Below are 12,063 nucleotides of genomic sequence, written 5' to 3'. Positions count from 1 at the left end.
TAACTCTCCCCCGCGCCGTGATGGGCTTTGTGGTGGTGCGCGTCGTGTCAGAGAACGCCTTCGGTGAACTCGACGTCAGCGATGATCGAGGTCGAACCGTCGACCGACAGGTCGCCGGTCTCGATCTTGGACATGTAGGTCTGCAGCGACAGTTTCTGAGTGGTGCCGCGCTGTGCTGCGCTGATCGTGATGTTGTCGGCGATGACAACGGTCTGACGTCGGACGACCGAGCCGTGGTTGTCGTCGATGACCGTGTTCTCGCCCAGGTCGGAGCCGAGCTTGGTCTGCATGGAGGCGAACACGTTGGCCCTGGACATCCGCAGCCCGGCGATGGTCACCACGACCTTGCCTGAGACAGCCCAGGCCGGAATCGGGACCGACCAGCTTGCCGCGGTCGGCCAGTTGTGCCACTTGTTGTCCTGGTACTTCAGCTCACTGAACGCGGCCGGGTATGCCGTGTAGAGCTTCCGGTCACGCCGCGGGTTAGCGATCTGCCGCAGGTCCGTGACCATGGCGCTGGTTATCGTGGCCGTGTTCGCCGGGAGGTCGAGCCTGGCCAGCGGGATCGCCGTCATGCCGGAAGGGACCGTCTTCGTCGAGCCGGAGACGCCCGACACGATGTGGAAGTAGCCGATGTCATCCGCAGCCGGGTCCCGGTTGCCTTCGTACTCCGGATCCTCGACGCGCAGGCAGATCAGGTCCGATCGGCCAGCGGAGCCGGTGGGCGCGATCGGCACCACGGCGTCGCCCACGTTGTACTGGGTGTAGGCGCCCTGTCCCCAGGCTGCTCCTCGCACCACGGCGGAGCCGTCGCCGACACGGACGCCGGCACCGGGCGTGGACAACTCTCTGACCTTCAGATCGTTCCCTTCGGTCACGCCCTGGTTCCCACGCGCCAGGTCGCGGACCATCATCCGGAAGGCCCGGGCGGGATGAGTGCCGCCGTGGGTCAGCATGGGTGGCTGGATCAGTGCCATCTCAGGGTGCTCTCCTTAAAGGGCGGTGTAGGCGTCGCGCCAAGCCACCGTGAGGCGGGTGGAGTTGGTGTAGTCCGCGCCGGTCCACCGGACTTCGCTGGTTCCGGGCGGGATCTGGAACAGGTCCAGGCGGGATGCAGCGGACAGGGCTGTTGCGACGTTGCCGCCATTGCGCAGGACCCAGCGTGTTCCGGGGCGCGTGTCGATCTGGAGGGTGTCGCTCTCGCCGAGCGTCAGCGCGAGGTCGAGGACGCGGCCTGTCTCCGTGATCCAGATGCGGGGGTTCACGACCGGGCCCTTGATCTTCAGGGAGGGCCAAGCAGGCAAGTCGCCCGCATTGGTCGCCCACCCGGGACGCTCCGCAGGATTGGATACTCCGGTCGTGATCGGCGCCGTCACCGGAGCGGTGAACCCTCCGTCGTCGTCGCCGCGTGCGAGGGGAAGGGTGACCTGCTGCTCGGGCTCTCCCTGCCATACCGGGTCGGTGACTTCGAACACCAGGTTCAACGGAATCCAGCCGAAGACGGCCTGCGCCATGGACACCGGCTCAACATCGCGAACCCTTCCCAGCACGCGCTTGGGCCCGTCACGGCCCGGCCAGAACACACGAAGCGTCTGCAAAGCCCCAGCGGTCTTGCGCGTCGCGGGGTCCGACGCAGCACGCTTCAGCTCAGCCAGGGCATCGGCAGCGGCGGCCGGATCGCCGGGTGTCCGGATGCCGGCCTCGATGGTCACCGTCTGCGTGCCGTAGTAGTCCACACCGGGGAACGCACCGTCCTCGGTCGGCAACTCAACGTCCTGGGAGCGGACTTTGGGCGTTCCGAAGCCCGTGATGTCGCCGACGGGGTATCGCGTTCCGGGGCCCAGGAGGACACCGCCGTAGTCGACTTGCCACTCTTGGGTGATCGTCGCCATCAGAGACGGCCTCCTCGCTGGGCGTTCCGAAGACGCCGCATGATCTCTGTGCCGACACGGTCGGCCGCTTTGGCGTCGGCGCCGCCGTTGACGGTCACGCGCATGGACCCGACGAGCGCGGCGGGCCGCTCTTCTCGGACGACGACGGTTTGGACCGGGGCGGGCCGGGCATCGACGAGTCGTACGAGGCCGCTGTCGCCCGCGGGGGTGAGCTGGTAGCCGAACCTGTTCGCCACGTCCGCCAGGACGGCAGTCGCCGATCGCCGCTTGTTCACGCCGAGCGGCACGTACGCCTCTCCCCCGGTGGACGGCTCGGCGAAGCGGATGACCCCGTTGCTGGTGGCGTACAGGCCGGTACGGAGGCCGCCGTCCTCGTACGCGAGTTGCTTGTTGGCCTTGTCCAGGTCGGACAGGAAGCGCGTGGCCTTCTTCCCCAGCGCGTCCTTGATGCGAGTCCGGCCGAGGGTGGCGACCTCGATGATGCGGTCCTCGTCCAGCTGCGTCTTCTCCGCGACGTCGTGGATGCCGGTCTTGCTGGAGATGATGGCGGAGATGATCGCCACGAGGTCGGGCAGGTCCTCGTCAGGGACAGCCTTGGAGGCGGCCTTGGCCTGGGTGTTGGCCTTCTTGGCCTTGCTCGGGGACTTGGCGGCTTCTGCGGCGATGTCTTCCGCGTCCTCGTCGCCCTGTTCGGCGAGCATCTTCGCCAGGTCGCCGTAGCCCATGGCCGCGAGCTGGGACAGGTTCTTCTCGAAGGCAGCCTGGTCCTTGACGGCCTGCTTGAGCTGGGCAGTATAGTCGGACAGGGTGGCTCGTACGACAACGCCCAGCTTCTCCAGGTCCTTGGTCATCTCCTTCACGTATTTGGAGCTGCCGGTGGCCATCTTGTGGGTCAGCTCGACGCCGTCCTCGCCCATGGCCTCCAAGGCGTCGGCGACGTCCTGTCCGGCGCGCCGTGCGACGGTGGCAAGGTCCTTGCGCCACCGCTGGGCTCGCTTCACCGCCTTGTCGAGGTTCTTCTCGAACAGCTTCAGGTCGAAGACCTCGGTCTCCTTCTTGCCCTTCTTCACGGTGCGCATGGAGTCCGAGCGGATCGACGAGATGGAGGCCAGTTCTGTGGAGCCGGAAGGGCTGTAGGAGAAGCCGGTCAGGCCCCCGTCGGCGTACCACTCGACGCCCTTGCCGCCGAGGCGCCGTACGACCTCCTCAGTGATCGCGCGTGATCGACGGCGCTTGTTGTGGGCGAGAGGTATGTACGCCTCGGACCCTGCCGCCTCTTCGGCCCACACTCGCCACGTTCCTTGCCTGGCGATCTGCGCGACGTGGTTCTCGCGAAGGCCTCCGCCGGCATAGAACTCCAGGATGGAGCCGTTGGCCTGTTGGCTCGGCGCCTGGATAGAGTCCGGAACGCCGTTGGCGTCGCGGTCCCAAGACGTGGCATGCCGCTTGATCAACAGAGGGACTACGACGGGCGGCGGTTGATTCGCGGTCACGTTGACGGTGACCGCCTTGGTGCCCGGGATGTTCTGGACCGACAGACCGATGGCGTCGAGCTGTGCCTGTACCGCAGCCATGTCGCCAGACAACAGAGCGGATGTCAGCGCGGCAGCGGCCTCGGTGCCCTTGGTGGCAGCGACCTGCCGGATGAGGTCGAGAGCTCCGGACCATTCGGCGTTCGCGTCCTTCCCGGCTTTGGAAAACGCGGCCACCACCTTCGACAGGTCCGGAGCGCCGATCGGTACGTCCGCTCCCCAGATGCTCTTCAGGGTGTCCATGGCACGCTCGGTGTCACCCGACAGGAGGGCGTCCTGGAACGCGCCAGCGGCGTCCTGCCCCTTCCGCTTGGCGACCTCTGCGAGGAGGTCCATGCCTCGGTCGAACTCGCCTCGGGCGTCGCCGACGGACTTCTTGACGGCCTTGCGCAGATCGATCATGGCCATCTGCTCGGTGACCTTCTGGAACGCAGCGGGGTCGTTCCGCTCCGATGCCTTGGCCCAAGCGCGGCCGATCTCCTTGCCGTACTTCTCGGTGATCTCCGCGGTCTTCTGCAGACCGAGCCGGTATGCCTCTGTTGACCGCTCGGCGTCCTCGGTGACGATGTCGCGCAGTTCGTCGGCGACCTTCGTCTTGCCCTTCTTCAGCTGCCCGACAAGTTCGTCGAGCATAGGGGCAGCGTCCACGCCGAGTTCGGCGAAGTGGTCGGCGAGGTCGTCGTAGCCGAACACGGCCAGCTCCGACAGGTTGCCCTGGAAGTCGCGTTGGGCCTGGAGCTGTTGCCGCAGCTCCTTCGTGTAGTCCGACAGCTTCACCTTCGCGGTGTCCGCGTCCTTGCCCGCCTTGCGCATTGCCTCGGCTGCGGCAGTCTGCGCGTCCTTGAACGCACGGGATGGATCAACGGCATCGCCAACGGCCTCGGCGAGGGCCTTCATCTCGTCTGTGATCTCCGGTGCGCCGGTGCGGTCAATGTCCGCGAGGGAGAACAGGTCGAAGATGCCGCCGCTGGTCTTGGCCTGCTGTCTGATCTTGGCCTCGACTATCGCCTTCTGCTCGGCGATCTCAGCTTCCTTCTTGACCGCGTCGGACCACATCTTGTGGCGCTCTTCGAGGGTCTTCTTCGCATCGGAGAACTGAGTGATGCTCTCGTAGTCGCCAGATACCTTGCCCGCCCTGGCCTTCTGGGCGTACTCGACAGAGTCTTGTTGGAGTCGGGACTGAAGGGCGGCGAGTTTCGCACCCCCGGAGGTGATGGCGTCGATCGCCTCGGTGGTGCCGATGCCCACCTTCTCAAGGTCCTCAAGTGCGTCGTCAGAGGTGAGCTGCTCGTACAGCTTGTTGATGCTGGCACCCGTCGTCGCCTCCTCGCGCTCCTGCTGCAACGCCTGGACCAACTCATTGGTGGCATCCTTCGCCTTCTGCTTCGATGCGGTATACGCGGCATAGCCAGCGATGCCCAGAGTGAGGACGGCAGCAAGACCGGTGGCAGCGAGGCTGCTTCCAGCCAGAACCGCGGGCATCACAGCGCCCCCCGCTTGAGCCGCAGCCTGAGCAGTGCGGAACGCGGCGATCTGCGCGGTCACCTTCGTATAGGCGCCACGGAGCAACAACAGTGCTGCGGCGGACGCAGCGACAACCGCGAGGGCAGACTTCATCGGCCCAGGCAGGTCCTCGATCCTGCCGACAAAGGTGCGGACAGCGGTCCCGAGCGTCATCAGCACCGGGAGCAGGGCTCGGCCGAGGTCGATGGCGAGGGCGCGAGCCTGGTTGGCGGCCAGCTGCCACTGGCCGGTGACGGTGTCGGTCTGAAGGGCGTACGCCTTCTGCGTGGCCTCGGCGCGCGCCACTTCGTTCGCGATGCCCGCGTAGGTGTTGGCGTAGTTCTGTCCTCCGGCAGAGGCCAGGGAGAGCGCGGCACGCGTGGCGCGGATGTCCTTCCACATGTTCGCGATGCCCTCAGCGGTATTGCCGGCTGCCCCGTTCAGCTTGTTCACGACCACGTACAGGCCGTCTTGTTCAACAGCGGAAGCAGCCGATTCGTAGCCGAGGTCCTTGACGGCCTGCTTGAGGTCCTGGGTCGGTTTCATGACCCTGGTGAGCAGCATGTTCAGGGCGGTCACGGCCTCGGCCGCAGGGATGCCAGTCAGGGTGATCGCGGCGAGCGCGGCGCTCATGTCGTCGAACTCCACGCCGGCCGCCGCGGCCATAGGTACGACGTCGCCGAGCTGCTGCGCGAGCTCTTCGAAGGAGATGACGCCGTAGTTGACGGTCTGGAACATCACGTCCATGACTTCGCTGGCGTCGGCCGCGGTCATCCCGTACGCGTTGAGGACGCCGAGCAGGGCTCGTGCGGACGTCTCCGACGTGGTCAGGCCCGCTGCGGCGCCCTGGGCCGCGACTTCCAGGATCTTCATGGCGTCCGCGCCGTCGAACCCGGACGAGACCACCTGGTAGAGGCCCTCGGCGAGCTGTTCGGCGGTCTGCGGCAGACGGGTCGACAGCTCGACGATCTGGTCGGTGAAGGCACCGACGTTCTCGGACGTGATCTGCCGGGAGATCGTCAGTACGTTGGCCATCGCCCGCTCCAGTGCGATGGCCTGTGCCACGCCGACGCCGAGCGCCGCCCCGATCAGCAGTCCGTTCTGAGCAGCTCGCGCGGCTTGGGCGTTGCGTGCTGCCGCCAACTGGGCTTCCGCCCGCGCGACTTGCTGCGCCTGCCGTTGCGCACTGCGGGCTGCGACGGCCTGTGCCTCGTCACGCATTCGCACCGCTGAGGTCGCGCGCGCCTCGGCCGACGCGGCGAGAGTCGCGGCACGCGTAGCCGTAGTCTGCGCGGCCGTCGCCCGCCGCTGAGCGTTCGCGTGTTCCTGAGTGGCGCGAGCAGCGGCTGTCTGGGCTGCTGCGGCTGTGCGAGCGGCAGCCGCCGCTCCGGCGCCGACCGTGGCCTGGGCGCGGGCGGTCATCGTCTGCGCCAGCCCCTGGGCGCGCGCTGCGCGCTCTGCGGCGGCCGTCACCGCGGCCTGGTCGGCCGCCGCACGGCGAGCCGTCGTCGCTGCCACCGCTTGGGCGCGCCGGGCGCGCTCCTGTGCTGCGGTGGTCCGCTGGAGGGCTTGGGCCACTTGGGCTTGGGAGCGCACCATCTGCGCCGATGCGGCGGCCTGAGCACGAGCCAGGTTGTCGCTGGCTACACGCACCTGGTTCAGCCGCGTGGCGGTTCCGTCCAGCTGTCCGTCGAACGCACGCAGCTGGGCCGCTCCCTGTCGAAGTCCGGTGGACAGCCCACCGGTCGACGCGAGCAGGTTCACGTACAGGTTGTAGGCACCGGCCACGTCAGGATGCCTCTCTGGGTCTCAGCCCGATCTTGAGCCCCCGCCCCTCGGGTCCATCAGGAATGTGTTCGCGCTCCATCTCGATGACCTCGCAGCCCACGCAGCGGTAGGGCTCGGCCACGTACGCGAAGCGGTCGCCGCCCTGGTTCTCGTCCCACTCCGCCGCCCGTGTCCCGCAGGTCTCGCACACGCTGCGCCGGTACGCCAGGTAGGCGATCGCCTTCGCCCGGTCCAGAGCCGTCCACCTGCCGTCTCCCGCACCCGTGAACTGCGAGTGCGGGATCCTGTAGGCGTGGCACAGCTCCATCTCCGCCCTGAACTGGGCGTCGGCGATCAGCCTTTTCCCAGGTCGGCTCTCATGGTCTGGTTGACCAGCAGCGCGGCCGTGAACAAGGCCTTGGCGTCCGCGTCGCTCCAGTTGTCAAGGAGCTCCTGCGCGTCTGCCTCGCTCATGCCGTCCACGGAGGAGGATGCGATGAGCGCAGCCGGGAACGCCTCGACGTTGTACTCGTGACCAAGGTCAGCCTGCTCCTCGGTGGGGGCGTGCTCCCGCAGCAGTTGCTCCCAAGCGGGGCGCGGCAGGGCCCGGAAAGTCAGCTTGAGGGTTCCGGCCTCCAGCGCCCGCCGCGCCTCGTCCAGGGCGGACTGGGCGGCCAGCACGTCCGGCTGAGCCTCTGCCCAAGTCTCCCGCTGGTCGGCCGGCACCTCCATCGCGGAGGCTCGGCCGAGTGCGCTGGTGCGGGCCTTGGCGAGGTCGAGTGCCGCATCGGTCACTCGCTGCTTCAGGTCCTGGTCGTCGAGGATGGAAACGGTGCGTTCGGGGAGGCGGCGGGCCCGCAGTCTGGCCATTTTGGCGGCCCAGTGCGGATCGCGGGCAACGGCCTCGGCGGGCGGCTCAGCAAACGTCGTGGTCATACGGCACCCCCGGCCGATCAGGCGCTCGTCGCCGCAGCCGGGACTGCCGCGTCCTGGATGGGCTTGTCGGTCACGTTGAAGCTGACCTTGAACTTCGCTGGTTCGGCAGCCGTGGTGTAGGTGCTCGACCGGGAACCCACTCGCACGGGGAAGATGTCCATGGACTTCGACCCCGGGATGTCTCCCTTGCGGAGTATCGCCACGTGGCCCTCGGTGCCCTTGGCCAGGAGCGCCTCCAGGTCGTTGCTGACCTTGTCCTCGTAGAACGTGAGACTGGAGTTGTCCGCCTTGTCCTCGCCGGGGATGTTGCCGGTGAACTCGGTCGCCAGGTCGGGGGTGTCGATCGGGGTGTTCTCGACAGCGAAGCCTTCGATGTCGCTGATCGCCGGGGAGAGGTCGGTTCCGTTGGTGCCGCCGAACTCCGAACGGGTCGGTATCTGGTCCTTCGCGGCGATGTCCTTGAGGAAGTAGAACTTCGTGGTGCCCCGACGGGTGAACCGCTGCTGTGACACTGATTCTCGCTCTCCGGGAACTGGTGTTCCGGAGCGCGCACACTCCGGGCCGGTCCCCACGAAGGGGGGAATCGGCCCGTACCGGGTGGCCGGGCGTCCGCGAGGGGGCCTCCGCGGTGAGGAGCTGGAGCGTCAGGACCCGAGAGGGGTCACGGTGAGGACGTACCGCTGCACGTAACTGTATACGCCGCTGCTGACAGAGATCCCTTCCTCCTTGTCCAGTTCGCGGTCGATCACGGCATAGCCGGTAATGGTGATGGCGTGGGCGTAAGTCCCGCTTGATCGCGTGAGGAGCGCGGCGCGGGCCTTGTCGGCCATCCACTCAACCTGTTCGGCAGTCGAACCGACCGAGGTGACCTGGAGTAGCACACGTGCGTCTGCGTCCCCGTCGCCGAGGGGCGGGCCGCTGGTCGTGATGCCCAGTGAGTAGAGCACGTTGTAGGGGACCGTGGCACCCGTTGGCGTGCTTGATGCTGTCGGGGCGGTCCCGTAGCCGCAGCTTCGGCCGGTTGCTGCGGCAAGCGTCTTCTGCACTGCGAGGGACACTTCTCTGCCGGAGACGGGCACGGCTCCTCCTCTTCTTCAGCGGCGATACGTCGGCTGGTCGGGCCGGCGTCCAGGTCAGCGATGGCCTAACGGCTCACGAGTCGCCAATGGCGTCGCCGAGCGCGGCGATGAACAGCGGCCGGATCTCCTCAACTGCTGGCCCAACGTGCGGGTAGGGCGGCTGGTTGTAGATGCGGCCCAGGCTGTCGGCACCAACGAAGCCGTATTCCAGGCGCCGTGCCTGCGGTTTGTTCGTGCCGACGACCGCTGTGACAACGAGCCCGTCCGTGGACACCTCGTGCGTCCAGGAGCGCCGGTAGTCGCCCGTGGGGGCGTCAGGCCCCGGCCTGCCACTGGCCTTGGCCTTGATCCGGGTCTCCAGCAGCATCGCGTAGTGCTGGACGGTGGCTGTGACCTCGGGCAGGGTGCGCGCGGCCCTGGCGTCGAGCTGAGCCGCGATCTGGAACGCGTTGGCGCCCGCGAGCGGGTGGGCGTTGGGGTGAGGGTTCAGTGAGGAGGACACCGGTTCATTCCCCCTTCTCCGGTTCGACCCCGCCCCACTGGCCGAGGGCCCATTCCCGCAACAGTGCGAGCATGGCGCGTGTCAGCTCATGCGGTTGGCCATCCATGAGGTCGTGACGGGCGAGCGCGGCCTTCTCCAGTTCGGCGGGGCTGATGACGGACAGGAAGGCAGCCGCCGCGGGGCCAGGGTCTGGTCGATCGCCGATGACAACGTGCGCCAGGCCCTCGAACACGCCGGTTGCCGTGGCTCTCGGGGACAGCTCGATGACCATTCGGGGCGCCTCACCCGCCTGCTGGGTGAGTGAGTAGGCGGCAAGGTCCCGGGAGATGTCATGGCCGCCGATCTCTATGACGGCGGCAGGACCACGCCCGACGATACGGACTGGCAGAGGCTCACTCTCAGGCAAGATGAGTCCTAAACTCTGATGTGTTGGCACCTACATAAGCCTACGGGTGTCCCCTGACAGTCCCGCTGGGCTGCCGCTATGGAGGGGTGATCTCGTCGAGGCGCGTTACCCGAACGATCTCGACCGTGGATGCTTCCGACGGATCGAGAACCTGCCACACACGATCCGCCGTCGCTGCGTGCTCACCTGCGGCGGCCACGACTTCCACCCGGTCGTAGCGCACCGGCATGGGCGCTGAGACTGGCGTGAGGAGCCGGTACCAGCTGACCGTGTCGTCCAACCACTCCCGCCCGAGCACGTGCTGCGCGGTCACCTGACCGTGGCCAGACAGGACAGCCCCCTTCCCCTCGTAGACGACTTCCGCCGGCACCGGGCCCAGGAGACCAGTAGCGGGGTCGAGCTGCGGCGTTCCCGTGGGTCGGCTGATCCGCACCCGGTCCACCAGCAGCGTCGCCTCCAGATTCTGCCGCTCGGCCTCGGTGTCAATAGGCGTGCTCACGAGGTGCTGCCGGAAGTGCTGGTGCTGGACTGGGTGTTCTGGTCCAGGAACGTCGTACGAACTACAGCCAGCGTGGAGGTCTGACCGATGTCGAGGACACGCCACGTACGGCCCACAGCTGCAGGATCGGCACCCGAGATGACGCTCACAGCGTCGCCGCGAGAGGCCACCGGGGCGTCCAAGGGCGTGATCAGCTTGTACTTCGACGTGGAGTCGTCGACGTACGCCTGCCCTTCGAGGTGCAGCACGATCCCCGGATCGCCGTTAGGGAAGATCCCGCCGTGCCCTTCGTAAATGATGACGGGCGGGCCGGGCTCGTACTGCCCCGTGTCGGGGTTGAAGACCGGCGCGCCAGCCCTGCTGATACGTACTGTGTCGGTGAGGATCTTGCCTTCGATCAGGTCGCTGACGGCCCCCAGGGTCAGCCCTTCGATTGGTACGCTCATACGTTCGAGCGTAGTGCCGCTCGCCGACAGCTCGGATCCCCCAACGACTGTGACTGAGCACGCTAGTTGGTTGGGACCGCGCTTCCGTGATGGCCACGACTGGAAGAGGATGCGGGCTCCGAGCAAGGCAAAGGAGGCTCTGCCATATATCTGGCGCTTGATCATCTTGATTTGAGGGATCCCCCGGCGGAACGTTCCCTGCAGCCCCGGCGCTGCCAGCCCGGGCTCCTCCTGTGGTCAGTGGGTGACACCCAGGGACCGAGCGATCAGTTGGCCCGCCTGGAGCCACCCATTCATCCGGTCGCCTAGCAGTGCTGAGTTCTCTCCCCGCGGAGGTATCCAGATCGCTACGGTGGGAGGCAGGCAGTGGCGCCATCACACCCTTCTTCTTGAGCACCAGGGGCTCTGGAGGCGCTGATGCCGTAGGCGTGGGGCGTTGTCAACTCGCTTAAGGCGTGCGGATGGGGCTCTCCATGGGAATGCGGCCACGGAGAGCCGAAGCTCACAAGAAGCACGGGAGGCATACCGTGACGCCGGGGCCGCTCAGTCACTGGATCGTACTGCTCGACATCGAGAACTTCAGTCTGCGGCACGGGACCGTCCAGGCGAGGCTCCACGAAGAGCTGTACCACGTGGTTGAGTTCGCGCTCACGCGCGCCCGGGTCGACCCCGACCGGTGCCGAGTGAAGGACCGTGGGGACGGCATCCTGATCCTGATCCCGGAATCAGACACCGCTCCTGCCAGGCTGCTGTGGGAGCTGATGCGGGGCCTTGAGGATGCCCTGGTGGCGCACCAGGAGAAGTACGCCGACAACTACCGCATGAGGCTGCGGGTTGGACTCAACCAGGGGCTGGTGGCGTCGGACAGTGGGTATTGGGCAGGCACAGCCATCAATGACCTGGCCCGACTGGTAGATGCCGCCCCAGTCAGGCAAGTGCTCACCCAGGCGAGCCGGGCACACCTGGTGCTGGTGGTTTCAGACAACATCTACCGGTCGGTGGTGCAAGGCGGCTATCCCGGCATCGAACCAGCAGCGTATGTTCCGACCGAGTTCGTCACTAAACACGGCCAGACGCTTCGGGGCTGGGTCACCGTACCCGGATACCCCACGCCGCCTGGACTGGATCCAGAGATGCAAGGGGACCGCCAGGACGAGGCGCGCGGAGGCCAGCGGGACGGCGACTCGGTCACCACGCTCGATAGCCACGTGTCCGGTTCTATCATTCACTTGCCTGGTGAGATCACCACCCCCGTAGGGCACACTCCTCCTGGACCATTGCACGACCCAGATGACGACTGGCCGCGAGAGACGCCGGAGCCATAAACCGTGGGAGACATCGCAAGAGGCGTGCTCGGAGGCGGATGGGCGTTGCTTGTGGGGTGGATCCTGCCCACCGCGCTGAACCTTGCTGTATTCACTCTTGCCGTTGCCCCCAGCCTGCACCGTCCCGCCATCCTCGACCGCCTCTGGCCGGCATCCGGCGGCCCCACCGCACTCCT

At 67.0% G+C, this 12,063-nt stretch carries 12 protein-coding genes; 1 reads left to right on the top strand and 11 read right to left on the bottom strand.

Going from position 1 to position 12,063, the window contains the following annotated elements; genetic code table 11:
• Positions 1–47 precede the first annotated feature (47 nt).
• The 11 genes from AOK23_RS14700 to AOK23_RS14650 all read right to left on the bottom strand — a co-directional run bounded on the left by AOK23_RS14700 (position 48) and on the right by AOK23_RS14650 (position 10,562).
• Positions 48–977 (bottom strand): hypothetical protein, encoded by a 930-nt coding sequence (locus AOK23_RS14700; protein ID WP_055713163.1) that lies wholly within the window; start codon positions 975–977, stop codon positions 48–50.
• Between the two features lie 15 nt (positions 978–992).
• Complete coding sequence (locus AOK23_RS14695; protein WP_055713162.1) at positions 993–1,892, bottom strand: phage distal tail protein; 900 nt, start codon at positions 1,890–1,892, stop codon at positions 993–995.
• The gene (locus tag AOK23_RS14690) at positions 1,892–6,715 is read right to left on the bottom strand and encodes a phage tail tape measure protein (RefSeq protein WP_079049483.1); all 4,824 of its coding nucleotides are present in this window, start codon (positions 6,713–6,715) and stop codon (positions 1,892–1,894) included. The genes AOK23_RS14695 and AOK23_RS14690 overlap by 1 nt, the downstream gene beginning before the upstream one ends.
• Before the next feature lies 1 nt (position 6,716).
• On the bottom strand, positions 6,717–7,022 hold the full coding sequence (locus tag AOK23_RS14685; RefSeq protein ID WP_055713160.1) for a hypothetical protein: 306 nt from the start codon (positions 7,020–7,022) through the stop codon (positions 6,717–6,719).
• Between the two features lie 26 nt (positions 7,023–7,048).
• Entirely contained in the window at positions 7,049–7,630 is a 582-nt protein-coding gene (locus AOK23_RS14680; RefSeq protein WP_055713159.1) for a hypothetical protein, read from the bottom strand.
• A 17-nt stretch (positions 7,631–7,647) separates the two neighbouring features.
• Positions 7,648–8,142, bottom strand: coding sequence for a phage tail tube protein (locus tag AOK23_RS14675; protein ID WP_055713158.1), 495 nt, complete (start codon positions 8,140–8,142; stop codon positions 7,648–7,650).
• Positions 8,143–8,274: 132 nt separating this feature from the next.
• Entirely contained in the window at positions 8,275–8,709 is a 435-nt protein-coding gene (locus AOK23_RS14670; RefSeq protein ID WP_157878037.1) for a hypothetical protein, read from the bottom strand.
• 73 nt (positions 8,710–8,782) lie between these two features.
• Positions 8,783–9,211: an HK97 gp10 family phage protein gene (locus AOK23_RS14665; protein WP_055713156.1), complete on the bottom strand. Its 429-nt coding sequence runs from the start codon at positions 9,209–9,211 to the stop codon at positions 8,783–8,785.
• Positions 9,212–9,215: 4 nt separating this feature from the next.
• Positions 9,216–9,482 (bottom strand): hypothetical protein, encoded by a 267-nt coding sequence (locus AOK23_RS14660; protein WP_055713155.1) that lies wholly within the window; start codon positions 9,480–9,482, stop codon positions 9,216–9,218.
• A gap of 211 nt (positions 9,483–9,693) precedes the next feature.
• On the bottom strand, positions 9,694–10,116 hold the full coding sequence (locus AOK23_RS14655; protein ID WP_055713154.1) for a DUF6093 family protein: 423 nt from the start codon (positions 10,114–10,116) through the stop codon (positions 9,694–9,696).
• On the bottom strand, positions 10,113–10,562 hold the full coding sequence (locus AOK23_RS14650) for a DUF6093 family protein (protein WP_055713153.1): 450 nt from the start codon (positions 10,560–10,562) through the stop codon (positions 10,113–10,115). Before AOK23_RS14650 ends, AOK23_RS14655 begins: the two co-directional genes overlap by 4 nt.
• A gap of 527 nt (positions 10,563–11,089) precedes the next feature.
• On the opposite strand from AOK23_RS14650, the gene AOK23_RS14645 reads away from it, so the two are divergent.
• Positions 11,090–11,887, top strand: a complete 798-nt coding sequence (locus AOK23_RS14645) for a nucleotidyl cyclase domain-containing protein (RefSeq protein WP_055713152.1) — start codon at positions 11,090–11,092, stop codon at positions 11,885–11,887.
• Positions 11,888–12,063 lie beyond the last annotated feature (176 nt).

The sequence above is a fragment of the Streptomyces torulosus genome, from assembly GCF_001419765.1.
GTDB lineage: Bacteria > Actinomycetota > Actinomycetes > Streptomycetales > Streptomycetaceae > Streptomyces > Streptomyces torulosus.
The sequence above is the reverse complement of the archived record's forward strand: the minus strand, read 5'-3'. Positions and strand labels throughout refer to the sequence as shown.